The sequence below is a fragment of the Burkholderia sp. M6-3 genome (assembly GCF_050858985.1).
Taxonomy (GTDB): domain Bacteria; phylum Pseudomonadota; class Gammaproteobacteria; order Burkholderiales; family Burkholderiaceae; genus Paraburkholderia; species Paraburkholderia caledonica.
In genome coordinates this window covers 1,835,262-1,852,433 of record NZ_CP110091.1, presented here as the reverse complement: position 1 = coordinate 1,852,433, position 17,172 = coordinate 1,835,262, and the positions used below count along the sequence as shown (strand labels likewise).

15 protein-coding genes are annotated in these 17,172 nt (G+C 60.0%); 3 read left to right on the top strand and 12 right to left on the bottom strand.

Annotation, left to right across the window (positions count from 1 at the left end; translation table 11 throughout):
* From OH764_RS25690 to OH764_RS25675, 4 genes are read right to left on the bottom strand one after another with little or no spacing between them, the layout of a single operon-like run.
* Positions 1-972 (bottom strand): ABC transporter permease, encoded by a 972-nt coding sequence (locus OH764_RS25690; protein ID WP_498848990.1) that lies wholly within the window; start codon positions 970-972, stop codon positions 1-3.
* Positions 969-1,904, bottom strand: coding sequence for an ABC transporter permease (locus tag OH764_RS25685; RefSeq protein ID WP_204521611.1), 936 nt, complete (start codon positions 1,902-1,904; stop codon positions 969-971). Before OH764_RS25685 ends, OH764_RS25690 begins: the two co-directional genes overlap by 4 nt.
* Positions 1,901-3,385 (bottom strand): sugar ABC transporter ATP-binding protein, encoded by a 1,485-nt coding sequence (locus tag OH764_RS25680; RefSeq protein WP_498848989.1) that lies wholly within the window; start codon positions 3,383-3,385, stop codon positions 1,901-1,903. The genes OH764_RS25685 and OH764_RS25680 overlap by 4 nt, the downstream gene beginning before the upstream one ends.
* 40 nt (positions 3,386-3,425) lie before the next feature.
* Positions 3,426-4,463: an ABC transporter substrate-binding protein gene (locus OH764_RS25675; RefSeq protein WP_498848988.1), complete on the bottom strand. Its 1,038-nt coding sequence runs from the start codon at positions 4,461-4,463 to the stop codon at positions 3,426-3,428.
* 384 nt (positions 4,464-4,847) lie between these two features.
* Between OH764_RS25675 and OH764_RS25670 the strand changes: the two genes are divergently transcribed.
* A complete protein-coding gene (locus OH764_RS25670; RefSeq protein WP_220032423.1) occupies positions 4,848-5,549 on the top strand; it encodes a FadR/GntR family transcriptional regulator in 702 nt (233 codons plus the stop codon).
* Positions 5,550-5,630: 81 nt separating this feature from the next.
* Here OH764_RS25670 and OH764_RS25665 read toward each other — a convergent pair whose 3' ends face one another.
* On the bottom strand, positions 5,631-6,467 hold the full coding sequence (locus tag OH764_RS25665) for a DMT family transporter (RefSeq protein WP_498851293.1): 837 nt from the start codon (positions 6,465-6,467) through the stop codon (positions 5,631-5,633).
* A 194-nt stretch (positions 6,468-6,661) separates the two neighbouring features.
* Here OH764_RS25665 and OH764_RS25660 point away from each other — a divergent pair, with 194 nt between their 5' ends.
* Complete coding sequence (locus OH764_RS25660; RefSeq protein ID WP_498848987.1) at positions 6,662-7,513, top strand: LysR family transcription regulator; 852 nt, start codon at positions 6,662-6,664, stop codon at positions 7,511-7,513.
* A 100-nt stretch (positions 7,514-7,613) separates the two neighbouring features.
* Here the strand turns inward: OH764_RS25660 and OH764_RS25655 are convergent, their stop codons facing one another.
* The 7 genes from OH764_RS25655 to glmS form a co-directional block, all read right to left on the bottom strand.
* Positions 7,614-8,573 (bottom strand): glycosyltransferase family 2 protein, encoded by a 960-nt coding sequence (locus OH764_RS25655; protein WP_498848986.1) that lies wholly within the window; start codon positions 8,571-8,573, stop codon positions 7,614-7,616.
* 35 nt (positions 8,574-8,608) lie between these two features.
* Positions 8,609-9,913, bottom strand: coding sequence for a flippase (locus OH764_RS25650; protein ID WP_498848985.1), 1,305 nt, complete (start codon positions 9,911-9,913; stop codon positions 8,609-8,611).
* Between the two features lie 46 nt (positions 9,914-9,959).
* Positions 9,960-10,913 (bottom strand): GlxA family transcriptional regulator, encoded by a 954-nt coding sequence (locus OH764_RS25645; RefSeq protein ID WP_498851292.1) that lies wholly within the window; start codon positions 10,911-10,913, stop codon positions 9,960-9,962.
* Positions 10,914-11,071: 158 nt separating this feature from the next.
* Positions 11,072-11,284, bottom strand: a complete 213-nt coding sequence (locus OH764_RS25640) for a hypothetical protein (RefSeq protein ID WP_498848984.1) — start codon at positions 11,282-11,284, stop codon at positions 11,072-11,074.
* A gap of 12 nt (positions 11,285-11,296) precedes the next feature.
* Positions 11,297-12,031 carry a helix-turn-helix domain-containing protein gene (locus OH764_RS25635; protein ID WP_498848983.1) on the bottom strand — a complete coding sequence of 245 codons (735 nt, stop codon included), beginning with the start codon at positions 12,029-12,031 and terminating at the stop codon, positions 11,297-11,299.
* A 477-nt stretch (positions 12,032-12,508) separates the two neighbouring features.
* Positions 12,509-14,035 (bottom strand): N,N-dimethylformamidase beta subunit family domain-containing protein, encoded by a 1,527-nt coding sequence (locus OH764_RS25630; RefSeq protein WP_498848982.1) that lies wholly within the window; start codon positions 14,033-14,035, stop codon positions 12,509-12,511.
* A 132-nt stretch (positions 14,036-14,167) separates the two neighbouring features.
* Positions 14,168-16,015, bottom strand: a complete 1,848-nt coding sequence (gene glmS, locus OH764_RS25625; RefSeq protein ID WP_498848981.1) for a glutamine--fructose-6-phosphate aminotransferase — start codon at positions 16,013-16,015, stop codon at positions 14,168-14,170.
* Between the two features lie 285 nt (positions 16,016-16,300).
* On the opposite strand from glmS, the gene OH764_RS25620 reads away from it, so the two are divergent.
* Positions 16,301-17,170 carry a Rossmann-fold NAD(P)-binding domain-containing protein gene (locus OH764_RS25620; RefSeq protein ID WP_498848980.1) on the top strand — a complete coding sequence of 290 codons (870 nt, stop codon included), beginning with the start codon at positions 16,301-16,303 and terminating at the stop codon, positions 17,168-17,170.
* Positions 17,171-17,172 lie beyond the last annotated feature (2 nt).

The following is a 17,172-nucleotide window of genomic DNA, read 5'->3' as shown; positions in this document are numbered from 1 at the left end:
TCAGCGCACGACCTTGCCGCCCGCCGCCACCGTCACGGCGATGATGAGCGCGCCATATACGATGGAGCGCACGCCCGCGTCCGCGCCGACCGCGTTGAGCACGGCGTTGGTGAGAAAGAGGAACATCGATGCGCCCCAGACGCCTGCGATCGTCGCTTTCCCACCGGCCACGAGGGTGCCGCCGATCACGACGACCGCAATCGAAATCAGCATGTATTCGACGCCCATATCGAGCGAAGCGCCGCCGGACGTCGCCGATATGAGCAACGCAGTGAGCGATGCGATCATCGACGACATCACATACGCGAGGCAGCGCGTGCGGTGGACGTCCACGCCCGCAAGCCAGGCGGCGCGCGCATTCTGTCCGATGGCGGACAGCCTGCGTCCATAGACCGCGCGATGCAGCAGCACGGCGAGCGCGATCGACAACGCGAGCGCGAGCAGCGCGATGTACGGCACGCTCAGCAAGCGGCCGGTCGCGAATGCGCCGAGCGCGGGCGGTGGCGGCGGAAGCTGTCTGCCTTGCGTGATCGCGATCGACTGAATGATGAAACTCGACGACAGCGTCGCGATGATCGGCGGAATGCGCAGCATGCGAATGAGCGCGTAATTCACGAGCCCGATCGCGACGCCCACGCCGAGGGCCGCCGCGATACCCGCCACGATCTGACCGTTCGCGCCGCCCATCGTATGCATGCCGACCACGCCGGCAAGCGCGATTGTCGACGGCACCGACAGGTCGATGTTGCCCACGCCCGATGTGATGACGAGCATTTGCCCCAGGCCCACCAACACCATGAAGACGCCATACGTGAGCGCCGTTTGCGCGACATTGCTCGCGATACCGAAGCCGAAGATCGCGACGATGGCGAGCCATACCAGCACCGCACCGATAAAGGACCAGACCCACGGTGCCTGAATGGCCTTGATGCGCGACCATGCACTCGTATTGTTTTCAGCGAGGGTATTCATCGGCGCTCTCCGCGTTGCAGCAGCACGCGTAGTGACAGGACCACGATCAGAATCGCGCCCTGCATGCCGACCTGCCAGTCGGACGAAATATTCAGGAACGCAAGGAACGATGCCGCGAGCGTCAGCGTGATTGCGCCGAGCACCGCGCCGATCACCGACACGCGACCGCCCATGAATTCGCCGCCGCCGAGTATCACGGCGGCAATCGAGAGCAGGGTGTAGCGCAACGCGAGGTTTGCATCGGCGGATGTGGTGAGGCCGAGCAGCGATAAACCCGACAGCACGCCGAACACGCCCGCGACGCCATAGAGCGTCGCCTTGCTGCGCACGAGCGACCAGCCGAAGCGGCGCATCGCGCGCGGATTGCCGCCTGCACCGCGCACGCGGACGCCCGCCGACGAGCGCATCAGGAGCAGATGGCCGACGATCGCAATCAGCACCGACCACACGATGGGCGCCGCAATGAACGGCGTCTGATAGTTCATCGCCGCGCCGAGCCACGTCGGGCTCGTGCCGCCCGGCGAAGGGAGCAGCACGATGGCGAGGCCGCTCCACACGAACGACAGCCCGAGCGTCACGACGATCGACGGAATCTGGCGCAACTCGACCAACGCGCCGACGGCCGCATATGTGAGCACGCAGCCGACGAGCGCGAGGGCGCCGAGCCACGGTGTCTTCACGAGCAGCGTCGCGCCGATGCATGCGACGAGGCTCACGAACGGCCCGATCGACAGATCGAGATCGTTGACGGTGATGATTGCGAGTTGCGCGAGCGTCGCGAGGACGATCGGCACCGCAAGATTGAGCAGCAGGCTCGAGCCGAAGTAGCTCATTACTGCGGGCTGCATGACGAGGATCGGTATCAGCACCGCGACGAGCGATATGGCGGGAAGCATCGCGCGCAAACGCGCTTGCGTGATGGCGAGTGTCATGCGGCCTGCTCCTCGAAGCTGGCCGCGAGCAATGCTTCTTCTGTGCATTCGTCGGCATGAAGCATGCGCGTGACGGCGGCCGAGCGGAACACGTAAGTGCGGTCGCAGTGCGACAATTCCTCGTTTTCCGTGGTGTACCAGATGAACGTGCGGCCCTTTGCGGCTTCGTCGTGAACCAGCTGATAGATGTCGCGCTTGGTGCCGACATCGACGCCGCGCGTGGGGTCGTCCATCAGAATCAGTTCCGCGTCCGATGCAAGCGCGCGCGCGAACAGTACCTTTTGCTGATTGCCGCCCGAGAGCGACAGAATCCCCGCGCTCATCGCCGCGCCGCGTATGCCGATCTTCGCGCGCCACTCTTCAACGATGGCCCGCGCCGCCGCGAAATCGACGAGACCTCGCTTGCGCGGCGCACCGCCTGAGAGCCATCGCAAGTCGAGATTCTGGGCGATGGACCAGATCGGGAAGACGCCGTCGCGCCCGCGGTCGCCGGCGACGAACGCCACTTTCGCGCGGCTCGCTCCGCGCTTCGTCGCCGCGTCATAGATCGCGATAAGCGCCTCGGTTTGCCCCTGGCCCGCCAGTCCCGCAAAGCCGATCACTTCACCGCGCGACGCTTCAATCGACGTATGGCGCTTTGCGCCGATGTTCCATATGAAGTGCCGCTCGCGTTCGCGATCGGCCTGGACGCGAGTTACGACAGAGGCCTTGTCGGCTTCGAGATGCTGCCCCATCGCCTGGATGATGGACTCGCGGCTCGACTGTTCACGCGAAAGCACGCTGACGATGCTGCCGTCACGCATGACCACCACGCGGTCGGCCACGCGCTCGATCTCACCGAGCATATGCGTGATGAGCAGGCAGGTGACGCCGCTTGCCGCCGCCTTGCGCACGAACGCGAGCAACTGTTCGGCGGTATGCGCATCGAGCGATGACGTCGGCTCGTCGAGAATCACGAGACGCACGGGCGTGTCGGTGACAGTAAAGCCGCGCGCGATCTCGACCATCTGCTGTTGCGTCAGCGTGAGGTCGGAGACGAGTTCATTGCCCTTCAACCCGTTGTCCGGGAAGATCTCGTCGAGCTTCTCGCGCATCAGCTTCGTGGCCGTGCGGCGCCATCCGCGCCCACGCAGTTGCGGATGCACGATGCACATGTTCTCGGCAACCGTCAGGTTTGCGCATAGCGACAACTCCTGAAACACGCAGCGAACGCCGGCATCGCGTGCGGCGTTGGCGTCGTAATGCGGCGCGTCTTTGCCTTCGACTTCGATGCGCCCTTGCGTCGGCGCATGGACGCCCGCCAGCACGGCCGTGAGCGTGGATTTTCCCGCGCCGTTATGTCCGGCAATGCCGACGCATTCGCCCTGCATGAAGGTGAAGTCTATGTCGTTGAGCGCGCGCACGCGCCCGAAACTCTTACCAATGCCTTCGAAGCGAATCAGCGCCTCACGTCGGGCAATCGCGTCTCCTGTTCCGCCCATTCACATGCTCCATGCGTGGCGATACTTCGATTCAAAAGATTTATTTCTTCTTGTCCAGAAGCGCGACCGTCTGAGGCAGCGTATAAGTGACGTCGCTGATGCCGCCCGGTGGCGTCGCCGCCAGCTTCGCCGGCAACTCCTGCTGCGAAATTTCGAGCAGCGGCACGTTGATGGTCACGTCCTTCGGGATTTTCTTTCCTGCGAGAACCTGCTGCGCTACCCAGAACGCGAACGTGACGGCGCCCGGGGGATTGGACAGCGACCGCGACTGATAGCCGTTCTTCGTCTGCTCGTTCCACCAGTTGAGTTCGGGATACGTGCTGCCAATGATCATCGGCGGCGTGGTGCGATTGGCGGCCTTGAAAGCCTGCGCAATGCCGAACGACATCTCGCCTTCTGTCGCGACGCCATCGACTTGCGGCAGCGTCGGCAAGATGCCCGCAACGGCTTTTTGCGCGACCGATTGCGTCCAGTCGCCGTTCACCGAACCCACGAGCTTCATGCCGGGATGCTTTTTCATTGCATCGAGCACACCTTCATGCATGAGGTTGTCGACGGAAATGCCCGCCACGCCCCGCACTTCGAGAATGTTCCCCTTGCCGTTCAGCCGTTGCGCGAGATAGTCCACTCCCTGCTCAGCCCAGCCCTTGAAATCGAAGTTCACTCGATACGCACACGGCTCGTCGGCGATACCGTCGAAGGACACGACGACCACACCCGCTGCGCACGCCTTCTTGATGGTGCCGTTGAGCGCGGTTGGCGACACGGCGTCGATCACGATCGCGTTATAGCCTTGCAGGATCAGGTTCTGCACCTGCTGCGCCTGCTCCGTCACCTGGTTTTCGGCAGTGGTAAATGCTGGAGCCGCGCCGATCTTCTTGTCCGCGACGGCCTGTTGCGAGACCGCGTTCCAGCTCTTTAGCATCGACTGCCGCCAGGAGTTGCCTGCGAAGCTATTCGACAGCGCGATCTTCTTTTGCGACGTATCGCCGGTTGCCACTTGCGCGTGCACTGCGCCCGCGAACATGCATGACGCTGCGGCGAGCATGATCGTCGCCTGCTTTGCTGAGCGGAACATGATGTCTCCTTGTTGTTGTGTTGACTGCTCGGGTCGGCTTCGTCGATTCAATGCGCGCGAAAGCGCCATCAGGGTGGCGCTGACTGAAAGGTGGACGAAAAGCGGGAAGAGGCGGGAACGCGCGTGACGCGAGCGGACCGCATGCGGACAAGGCGGCAAGCGCCTGTGCTGAAGCACTGAAATGACATCGTCATGAGCACGCCTTTTTTGAGCGCATCCGCGAAATCGCCGATGCTATGCTTTCAAACGGTTGCTTCCAGGGACTGCCTTCAATTTCATTGCGGTCAGGCCATACGGGTGGTCAGGCCACCGGACCGCCGAGGCAGTATAGCGACTGTCTTTGAGTGATGCAATTCGATCAACGAAACGGGTAAAGGAGCGCGAATGAACCTGCCAATGGACCTGCCCACTCTCAAACCCGAGCGTCTGTATCAGCGAATCTCAAGCCTGATCATCGGGCTCATCGAAGACGGAACTTACGAGCCGGGACAGGCGCTGCCTGCCGAACGCGATTTGGCCCGGCAGCTCGGCGTGGGGCGTTCTTCCGTGCGCGAGGCATTGATTGCGCTTGAAATCGCGGGGCGAGTGGAGATACGCACGGGTACCGGCGTTTTCGTGCGACAGCTCGACGCGTCACGTGAGCAGGCACCCGTCCAAGACGCAGCGTTCAGCGTTGCCGATCTGCTTTCCGCACGCGCGATGATAGAAGGCGAGATCGCGGCGCTTGCTGCAAAGAACGGCACTGGCAAGCATCGGCGCCTGCTCACGCGCATTATCGGCAATCTGGAGGCGCAGTCGGTGAATGACGCCGCGTTTCTCGAAGAAGACAGGCGCTTCCATCTGCTCATCAGCGAGATGACCGGCAACCCGCTACTCACCGAGGTGATGACGATGCTATGGAACAAGCGCTATAGCCCCGTGTTCACGCACCTCGAAGCCTTTTACGCCGACAAGCAGATTACGCTGGCGATGAATGCGGATCACCGCAGGATAGGCGAGGCGATTCTCAATCGCGATGCACGCGCCGCGAAGACCGCGATGCGGGCGCATCTGCGCAATGTGCATCGCCGCCTCTTCGCGGCCTAGCGAACGGCGTTGGGTTCGCGCTGAACTCGTCGCAGTCGATACAACCCCGAAGCGTTGTCGGCGCGGCTGCAATCGTTCGGCTCACCGAAGTCTGTCGTCGAACCGTCTGCCTCCGGCACGGTCGCGTCGCACCACCAGCAGGACTCCAAGGCCGGAAATCCCCGTTCCGATGGCCATGGGCCATGACAGTGGCTCGCGAAACATCGCCCATGCCCAGATCAGAGTGATCGGAGGACTCAGAAAGAGTACGCTCGTGACACGAGCTGACGAGGAGCGCCGTAGACACGTCCAGTAAAGCCCCCATCCGCCAAGCGTCGCCAGAATTGCAGTCCAGGCGATGCTGGCGGCAAACCCCACGGTTGCGATCGGCATGACGTCGCCGTGCGATGCCTGTAGCGATAGAAAGACCGGACAGGAGACAACGCTTTGTAGCCAAAGCATGCCCAGCGGACTCAAACTTCCCGCGCGAGCCGTTGCTCGTTGCTGCCACACCGTAGCCGCTGCGAGTGAAACCATACCTGCAACCGGCAGTCCGTATGCCCATGCAGGCGCTGTTCCGAGCGCGATTGCGTCGCGACAGACAATCAGCATTCCTGCAAGGCCAAGCGCCAGTCCAGCCCACACACTCTTCGGGCTGTGCTCACGGAAGACGCAGGTCGAAATGATTACTACGCCCACTGGAAGCAAGTCCGCAATGAGGGCGGCGAGACCGGTCGGAACACCGAGTTCGATTCCTCTCGCGACCCCGGCGAGATAACCAGCCGTCGCGAACACCCCGATGATCGACTGCCGGATCAATACGGGCAAAGGCGCACTCCGGATCTCGCGAGCGACGAAGGGAAAAAGACAGACCGAAAGCGTTATGAACCGCCATAGCAGCACCAGAAGTACTGGAGCGTAATCCGCGGAGAACCGCATTCCAACAAAGCCGGAACTCCACGTCAGGACCATCCCCGCCTCGAGCATGGGCAGGGGCACGCGCTTCGCGTCGCGCGAATCGGGGGGCAAGCTTGCATTGTGTGTCGATAGGCTCTCCATCCATGCACATTAGTACGCCGGGATCGATTCGAAAATTGAAATATACTCACTGAGTCATTTAACGGAATTAAACCATGAGCACCGTTCTCGACATCGATCTGCTGCGGACCTTTCACGCTGTCGCCCGGCTAGGGCGCTTCCGCGCGGCGGCAGAACTGGTGAACAGGAGCCCCGCGGCCGTGAGCATCCAGATCCAGCGCCTCGAGGCTATCGCGGGCGGGAGGCTCCTCGAACGGGACAATCAGTCGGTCACGTTGACGGCGCTCGGCAAGCGGCTTCTGTCCAGTACGGGCGAGGTGCTTGCGGCGCACGATCGCGTTGTCGAAGACATCAAGGGAAAGAGGTTAGCCGGCCGGGTCATATTCGGCATACCGGATGAATACGCTGCGCATGTGATCCGCGATATCTTGCCGGGTTTCGCGACCAGTTGGCCCAACGTGGTGCTCGAAGTAAAGACTGCACCGAGCTTCAAGCTTCGCGATCAGATCAGTCGCGGCAAGCTCGATCTGGCGATAGTCGTTCAGCCAGCAAAGGAGAGCAGGCCTGCGGATGTACTAACCGTGACAACGCCGGTTTGGGTCGGCAGCCCGAGCTATGCGGTCGATGACAGCCGTCCGCTTCCATTGGCGCTTTATGCGGAGCCGTGTCCTTATCGTGCGGCGATGACAAGCTCACTGCAGTCAGCAGGACGGAAGTGGCGGGTGATCCTCGATAGCGGGTCGACACAGGTGATCAAGGCTTGTGTCGAATCCGGTCTTGCCGTGACGCTTCTCGACCGCGCACGGGTCAGCGCCGATATGCGGGTGCTCGACGGCCTGCCGCAGATTGAAGACCACGATGTGGTCTTGATGCGCGGCGATCGGGGCCGCACGACGGAGGCAATGGAACTCCTCGCAACCACGCTGCGGCAACGATTCAGACTTTAACGAAGTCATTCGCCATCAACAGGCATCACAACATGTTTGTCTCGGGGCATATGGCTGTGCGCCGTTAAGGCAATTGCGGCGCACAGCAATCCACGATCGATTAAAGTTCCGGCTTCAGCCGATATAGCTCCGGCACGAGCGCGAGCAAAAGACGCTTCGCGGAGAAGAGGCGCGGCGAGATATGAGTGGCGACGTACCATGTCGCCGCCACATTCATGCTTCGCAGTTTGAAATCGGGGCCGACCATCGCGCTTGCGAAATGCAGATCGCCTAGCGTCTTGCCGATGATCTCCTGCTTGATTCTCGCGCGCGCCGGCGGATCGAGCGCAATGAACGACAGTTCCGACATTTCGTGAAGCAACCGGTACATGCTGTTGTAATGGTGCAGCGTTTTCGTCGTGAACATTGTCGAATCCATTCGCAGGCGTCTTTTGAATAGCGCCTGATTCAGCACGGCCAGCTTGATCCGTTGTTGCAGCAGCAATGCCGCGAAGAAGTGATTGTCTTCGTACACGATGCCTTCCAGGAAGCGGAGGCTTCCGATCGCCGAACGTCGCGTGATGAAGCAGCATGGCGATACGAAGTAACGTCCTTGCCGCAACGACTCGACGACGAACTCATCCGACCAGAACGTCGCGGTTCCCAGCGGCCGCCGATAACCATTCACTTCCTGCTTGTACATGGGCGCGTCGTTCGGAAACACAGCAGCCTCGAACATGACGGCGTCGATCTGGGGATTGCTGAACTCCCGATGGCACACGCTCAACGTATCGGTGTCGATGATGTCGTCGCTGTCCATGTAGTACACATAGGAGCCGGTCGCGAGCGAGGTGCCCAGATTGCGCGCCGCGGATTGCCCGCGGTTGGGCTGATAGACATAAGTGAAACGCGGGTCGGTATCGCAATAGCGCTGCGCAATCGCGGCGGTGCCATCCGTGGAGCCGTCATCCACGATGATCGCTTCGAAATCCGTGAAGGACTGGCCGGCGATGCTTGCGAGTGCATCGTCGAGATAGTTCTGCACGTTATAAGCCGGCACGATGATGGAAAAAGCTGACATAGGGCACCTTGATTGTTGATGAACCAGAACCGCACTCAACCCGCATCTGCGCCGCGTGGCTCCTGGCCCGCTGACGGCGCACCGGTCAACAGACCCGCACCGCGCGAAGTGGGAGCGACGCCGCGAAAATACAGCCACACGAAGGCCACTGCGCCGACCACTTCGGTCACGATCACGGCCACGATCGTCCCCTTGGCGCCGCCGTAGCGAGTGAGTGGAACGACATAGAGAAGATGCAGAACTGTTGCGCCGACAAACACATTGGTCAGTGAGCGTGCCCGTCCTTGAGCGAGCAGTCCCAGGTCGCCGAATACGACTGCCACGCTGATGATCGGCGGCAACACGGCCTCGAGTCTCAGCAGAGGAATCGACGCGTGAAACTGCGGCCCAATCCACGTTTCGATGCCCCACGCCGCGAGCAATTCGATACCGATAAAGAGGCTGATCGAAGTCGAGAACACGGCAAGCATTGCCATACGCATCAGACGCTGCGCGGCTTGCGGGTCGGTCGCATGGTATTGGCTGATGCGTGGATAGAAAGCCTGACTGATCACCATGAACATGGCTTGCGCCGCCACGCGGATTTTGTCCGCCATTGCGAACTGGCCGACCACTTCCGGTCCGTGAAAGTAATTCAGCAGGATGGAATTGAAGTTCACATAAAAGCTGATCAATACGAAAGAGAGAAAAAGAGGGAACCCGTCTTTCAGCGCCTCGAAGATCTTTCTCGTGGATGTACCGACGAGTTTCACCAGTCGATTGCGATGGAGAATCCACAGCGCACAGATCGCGAGCAGCACATTGCCGAGACTGACACCCAGTGCGGCAAGCGCCGCGTCGCCCGGACCTCTTACGGCGAGATACACAAAGGCCAGTCCGACGAGCCGCGAAAGAAACGTCGGCAAGACCAACGCGCGCATGCGCTCCAGACCTTGGAACAGCCATATCGGCGTGACGGCGTTGGCGACGATCCCCAGAAACAACGCGGCCAGCACGTCGGCATGCTCGCGCAGGTCCGGCACAAACAACACGCCCGCAACGATCAGCACAAGTGCCCCCACGACCAGCACGAGCCGCGCAGCCGAAGTACTCGTGTAGACCTCGGCCAATCCGCGAGGGTCGCCGCGGTTCACGGAGACGAGCCTCGTTGCCGTGAAGTTGAAGCCGTAGTCGGTCAACAAGACCATGTATTGCGCAACCGCCTGACAATAGGCCAGTACCCCGAACTCTCTCGCACCGAGTACATGACCCAGGTACGGCAACATCAACAACGGTACGATATAGTTGCCGCCCTGGATGAGAATGAGATAAAGCAGCGTCTTACGAATCGGAGTAGTCATAAAAATTGGTCTGGTGCGATGTGGCTTTCCTCTTACGTGAACCGCTCTACAAGATCAGGTGACGCTGTGCGCGAAATTCGGTGGGCGACATGCCGTACCTTTCCTTGAAAAGACGGCCTAGCCGGTTGCCGTCGCCCATTCCGCACCGTCGTGCAATCTTCCCGACAGGAACGTTGGTGGAACTCAGCATTGCGCGGACAACTTCAAACCGCGTGCGCAGCAGGTACTCCAGCGGCGTCATGCCGAACTCCTGCTTGAAGCGACGCCGGAAATTACGCTTGCTCATTGCCGCGGATTCCGCTGCCTGCGCAACAGAAATCGGCTTGCTGTAGTTTTCTTTTATCCAGCGCGCCGACTCTCGAACCTTGCTCGCCGTGGTGAGCGACTTCGCATCGCCTTCGCGGGGCCTCATGGGCTTGACCGCATTGGTCTGCAGGTCGACAGCGACCTTGCGGGCAATCTGCGGGCCGAGGTCGCGCTCGATCTGTGCGACGGCCAATTCAGCTGGTGTCGCGCCGCTCGCGCGCGGCCCGGCAACCTCGTCGTCGAACAGAACGACGGGTACTGCCAGCCGCGACGCGTTTTTATAAACCACCGCGAGCTTCGAGCCCTGCGTAATGCGAAGCGATGCAATGGCTCCCTGACGGGTGATCCACGAATGAAGGCGATCAGTCGGCTCGGTTGTCACCGCCGTGTCGCGGCACGCCACGAAGAACGCGTGAAAGTCGCTGATGCTGTAGTGATTAAGTTGTTCCGTGCCAATGGAAATACCGCAGGAACTGGTGACGAGGCCCCCCTGGTCCGACAATACGGTTAGACGGTAGGGCGCCTGCTCGCCTCGCGCGAGTTCCGCCGCGTTAGCCAGACGGAAAGCGTCCCCAATGGCGCCAGCGGTCGCCGTGAAGAAGTTCTGGGACACGAGAAGGCCAATGTGCTTCGACGGTTGTGAGTAGTCGATTTTCTCATTGACACGCAGACTTGAGAATTCAACAAGGTCCATCACGATTAGGGCTCCCAATATATTTATCAAATGCACATAGCCGGTCAGACGATAGCTGGATTGTAGTAACAGCGGATTGGACAAACTTCCGCCCAATCGGCGGCATAGCCGCCATTTGCTTGTCGCCCATCGCCAATACGCGGCCCTTCGAAATGCCGTCATTCATGCCGCATTGCCGCCCTGACAGTTGTTGCAATCGCCGCTACCATCCGCAGCGGAATCATTGCGATCGCCACGACCGCGAAAACGACAATCACCGCTAAAACATAAACAGTTGCAAACCCAATCAATATCGACGTGAACGCGAACCTTTCGGCACGCGATGCCAACGGCAGATCACGCCAATTGCCCTGCGGCCCGCCTGCTTGCATGGTTACTCTCGCTCAGGCGGTGCCTGTGCGGGCGCGACGGCGGAATTCTGTTGGCGAGACCTTGAAACGTTTGCGAAATAGCTTCGCGAGTTGCGATCCATTGCCCATGCCACTGCGGCGCGCAATCTTGTCGACGGGCAGATCACCCTCGGCCAGCAAGCGGCACGAGCGCTCGAGACGTGCTCTCAGCAAATACTCGGAGGGTGTCGTGCCGATCTGCTGCCGGAATCTGCGCAGAAAAGTCCGCTCGCTCATAGCAGCGGCTTGAGCGACCTCGGCGATCGAAATGTCGTGCTCGGAGTTTTCGGTGAGCCATTGCGCGGAAGCGTGGATTTTCTCGTCTTCCTTTTTCGGTGCTCCCGACTTTGCAGAAATTAAGGGACCTGAGTATGGAAAAAAGGTGATGCGTATTTCTGCAGGTCGGGCAATGACTGCGCCATGATCTGTGTGGTCCAGGATCCATACAGGCGCAATTAAGTCTTGACAATCCAGAGTGGACCTGACGATAGACGCAAGCGTTGCATCCGTATCGGGCGCAATAAGCATCTGCAACTGATCGGTACCACCGTGTGCGCGGCGGCGAATAGCCGCAGTACTTCCAGCAGCAACGCGTTCGATTTCGTCGAGGCCGGCTTCAAAATCACGGCTGGAAACGATATCAATATGTGCATTCGTATTAATTAGACGAAGCACTTGTGCCGCATTATCCGTTGGTAGGAGGCAACTAGCGGGGCCGACTTTATTCATGCTGTCTCCTGTTGTTCAAGGTCTAACGATTTATTGGTTGAATGCCGGTCAGATATGACAGTGCTTTATATGGACGTGGGCGAAGAAGCGTCGAGGACGATGCTTACGCAATCTTTCTTCGCGGGGAGTTGAATGAAAGGATACGCTGTAAGGCTAGTTGCGTGCTCACCTAAATTCAGCCTCAAACAGCCAACCTTGGCTGACAACGCAGACGTGCGTTGAAACGTGCCGCTCAGTGCGGGAGAGCGCACCGCCGAGGCGTTGAAAGTTCAACTTCACTGCCCTCAAAAGCCTTTAGATCCGCTGAAAACGCGGCAGCAAGAAAGCGTCATCCATAAACCTTAAAGGGATATGGATAGGAAGCCGAAGTAATTTATGCCGCCTCATCGGTAAACCAGGCATTGCCCGATCGTTTCACCGTTCGACAACATCGAGTGCGCATCGGTCATTGCTTTCGTTCCGTACACGGCGTACCGCTCAACCGGCGTCGGTGTGCAATGCAGCCTCCTTTGCCGCGCTGGCCGTCTCCGAAGCATGCCGCGGCAATTCATCTGCCGCTTCGAGTCCTGCGTATCTGCGGATCACGTTGCGGGTAATCTGCTGGACTACACCATTGCTCTTCGCCGCGCCATCCATAAGCGCGCGAGCCCAGTCGGTCGTGCCTACGTTAAACACTTCTCCCACGCTGCGGCGACCATCACGAAGCAACGGACGAAAGATACCGATCGCGCCTGCTCCGCCCATCTCCCAGCCAGCAAGCGGATCTGTAATGGCCAGCGTGTCGAACGCATCGTCACTCCATTCGGGCGGGATGCCGTCGGCTTCATATCCGACGAGACGATCTTCCGCGCCAAACGTGTCATCCTTTTGCAACTGAGTACCGGCGAATATCCAGTGTTCTGGCCGCTTGACGGTAAAGCCGACCGCTCGACGCTCGCATTTGACCCATCGGCGACGCCAGCGCGACCATGTGCCCCAGTGGCCGCCGCCGTGCTTATAAGTCAGTCCTATCAGATTGCTTTCATTGCCGCTTACTCGCGGATCAAGGTCGATCCGCTCCTTGAGCACGTCCCAGTTGTCCGCGAGCTTGCGCATCTCGGTGAGCTGACCGGGCTCCGAGCCGACGAACCTCACGGGCCGATAACACGTATTGCCGCTGAAAACCGCAAGGTTTCCGCCTTGCGTGACGAAATACGCGACGTGCGCGCGCATTTCTTCGCTCCAGTACTCGTGGTGACCGACGCTTAGCATGCAGCGGTAGCGTGTCAGGTCGAGGGCAGTCGCGCTGTGAAGATCGAGATCCGTGTAGAAGTCGCAAGGAATGCCTTCCTTGCGCAGCCATCGGATGAACTTGGCATCCCAATGTGCGAACTGTTGACGGGTCGAGCGCGTGTCGTACGGATCGACCGGTTCGCCGAGCCGTGCACCTAGCCCGCCGCCGGGGCGACGCAGGCTGACCTTATTCGCTGCCCGATAGCGATGGACGCGATCGTCGTAGAAGCTGCCGCCGCCCGTCGAGTTGTAGGCGTGATAGGTAGCCGTAGGCACGATGTACGCAAGAGCCGCTGTCGGATTGCGCGGACGGGCGATTACGAGCGCCATGCTGTCGCTGTCGGGGCGTGCCGCGAATATCGGCCGATGCGCGGCGCACGACTGCCCAAGCTCGTGAATGGGCATGCCGTCGGCATCGACCTCATAGGCGATTGCTACATAGGCGCCGGTCTCGAGGTCCGTCATGTTCGGCCGGATTGTGATCGTCGGCCAGTTCCAGTCCTCGTCGAAGCGCATCCGCACGTTATTGCCCGTGGATTCGAACAAGTACTTGCCGTCCTTCAACGTGGCCGTTACACCGTTTTTGCCTTCGACAACAACCCCGCACAGACTCGTCAGCGAGTCGTCGTCCTGTTGCTGATAAAGGGCCACGCTAAAGCGCGTGTTCGGCTGCACGGCGAGTTCGAAGCACGCTCCTACCGTAAAGCTCGGATTGATCGGATAAATCTGCATGCTTGCTTCCTCGCGCTATCAAGCCGGCGTTGGCAGGCTCAATGAATTCCAATTACATGTGCGGCGCACGTTCGTCGTCATGCATCCGTTTGCTTGTACACACAAACTGTCAACGCATCTGTGCGCTACGCCTCATTCGACAGTGACCGACTTCGCCAGATTGCGCGGTTTGTCGACATCGGTGCCCCGCGCGCAGGCCGTGTGGTAAGCAAGCAACTGCATCGGCACCACGTGCAAAATCGGGGACAAACAGCCGTAGTGGTTCGGCATGCGGATTACCCGGAGGCCATCTTCGCTCGAAATCTGCGAATCCTGGTCTGCGAATACATACAATTGGCCGCTGCGGGCCCGCACTTCCTGTATGTTCGATTTCAGCTTGTCCAGCAGTGCGTCGTTGGGGGCGATCGCCACAACAGGCATCTGGCTTGTCACCAGCGCGAGCGGTCCGTGTTTCAACTCGCCGGCCGGATAGGCCTCGGCATGTACGTATGAGATCTCCTTCAGCTTTAAAGCGCCTTCCAGGGCGATTGGATAGTGCAAGCCGCGTCCGAGAAAGAGCGCATGCTCGGTCCGCGCGAACGCTTCTGCCCAGGCAATGATTTGCGCTTCCAGCGCGAGGACGCTGTTCAGGCGTGCCGGCAACTGATGCAACTGATCCAGATACTCCGCCTCCTGCGCCGCCGGAAGGCGCCCGCGCTGCTTACTGAGCGTAAGCGCCAGCAGAAACAAAGCGACCAGTTGTGTCGTAAAAGCTTTCGTCGATGCCACGCCGATTTCGGGTCCGGCACTCGTCAGATGCTGGAATTGCGCCTGGCGCATCATCGTGCTGCTTGCGACGTTGCATATAGCCAGCGTGTGCCGATGTCCCTGCGATTGAGCATGTTTCAGAGCCGCGAGGGTGTCCGCGGTTTCGCCCGACTGCGACACGACCACGACTAGCGTATGAGGATTGGCGACACTGCTGCGATACCGGTATTCGCTGGCGACTTCTACCTGCGTCGGTACTTTGGCAAGCGATTCGAACCAGTACTTTGCGGTCATGCCCGCGTAATAACTCGTTCCGCACGCGACGATCAGCAGCGAGTCGATTTCGCGGAAAGCGTGCCTTGCGCCGGGTCCGAATAAGTCAGCCGAGATCGAATGGACCGCCTCAATTGCGTCCGCAATCACGCTGGGCTGCTCGAAGATCTCCTTATGCATGTAATGCCGATAAGGGCCGAGCTCCACCGCGTGGGTGTTCGAATGCTGGATCTTGACGTCGCGCTGGACGGTATTGCCGCGCTGATCGACGACTCGCACGCCGTCCAGCGTCAATTCGGCCATGTCGCCTTCTTCCAGATAAATGAACTTCTCGACCGTACCGGCGAGCGCCATTGCGTCAGACGCGAGGTAGTTGCCCTGGTCGCCGAGACCGACGACGAGCGGTGAGCCCGCGCGCGCGCCGATAACGCGGTGCGGGTCATTTCTCGCGAATACCGCAATGGCGTATGCACCATGCAGCCGTGCAAGCGCATGGCGCACGGCCGAAAGCAGGTCGCCGGAAGACTCCTTTCGCTCCTGTCGCTCTTTTTGCCAGGCATGATGAATCAGGTGAGCGACGACTTCCGTATCCGTGTCCGATTCGAAAACGTAGCCGAGTACTTTGAGTTCTTCGCGCAGCGACTCGTGATTTTCGATGATGCCGTTATGGACAATGGCGATTTCGCCGCTGGAGAAGATCGGATGTGCATTCCTCGCGACGGGCGCACCATGAGTGGCCCATCTTGTATGTGCGATACCGATCATTCCGGACAAGTTTGCTTGCGCAACTTCTGCGGCAAGATTCGCAACGCGCGCAACACTTCGCACCCGCCGTAGCGCGCCTTGCTGAAGAACGGCAATACCGCACGAGTCGTAGCCGCGATATTCGAGGCGTCGCAATCCCTCGGTCAACATCGAAGTGACATCGCGCCGATCCACTGCTCCTACGATTCCGCACATGAAAAGCCCCTTGTTCGCAGCGGTTCAAACACCAACGGACTGAACTATCAAGTCTGTTGCATTGCAACCAAGCATAGACACCGCAGTGCAAACCGCGTTGAGCGCGGCGCGAAACGTTGAACCGTTGTCCGGTAAATAAGCACACAGCTTTCACGCGCAACAAACATGAAACATAAGCATGCTATTTCGTCATTGAACAAATGATATCGATGCTATCGCGAAATGCTTATTAAACGGTGAGAATGCCTCGCACTACCGCATTTACCATTTAAGGAGCGATCGAACATGTATGCGATTACCGGTGTGACAGGGCAGGTCGGTGGCGCGGCGGCACGCGCTTTATTAGCTGCCGGACATGAAGTGCGCGCAGTCTTGCGCGACGAGAAGAAGGCCGCGCAGTGGGAAGAGCGTGGCGCCCAGGTGGCGATCGCATCGTTTGAGGACGCCGAGGCGCTCGCCGCAGCATTCCGCGGCACTACAGGCGTATTCGTGATGATGGCGCCGAACTTCGCGCCGGAGCCAGGTTATCCAGGCGCACACGCCGGAGCCGCTGTACTCAAAGCAGCGCTGACTCAGGCGCGGCCTGAGCGCGTTGCGGTATTGTCGTCGGTTGGCGGCCAGCGTGTGTCCGGCCTTGGGCTAATCACGCAGGTTCATATTCTCGAAGAGGCGCTGGCGGACCTGCCGTTTCCCACCGCCATCATGCGGCCCGCCTGGTTCATGGAAAACTCGCTGTGGGACATCGCGCCAGCTCGCGAAACGGGCGTCATGTCGAGTTTCCTTCATCCGCTCGAGCGCGCGTATCCAATGGTCGCGACGGCCGATATTGGCCGTGTCGTCGCAGATACGCTTGCAGAGTCCTGGCAAGGGCGGCGCGTGATCGAGATCGAGGGGCCGCAGCGCTACACGCAGCACGACATCGCGGCGCTGCTTGGCAGGGTACTCAAGCGTGAAGTAAAGGCGCAAGCGGTGCCCCGCGATCAATGGGAAGCGCGGTTTCAGGCGCAAGGCACCACTTGGCCCGCGCCGCGCATTGAAATGCTCGACGGCTTCAACTCGGGCTGGATCGATTTCGAGCCGGGCGTAAACGAACATATAGTGGGTAACACTGCCTATGAGACAGTGCTGACCGAACTCGTCAAGCGCGCCGGCTGATC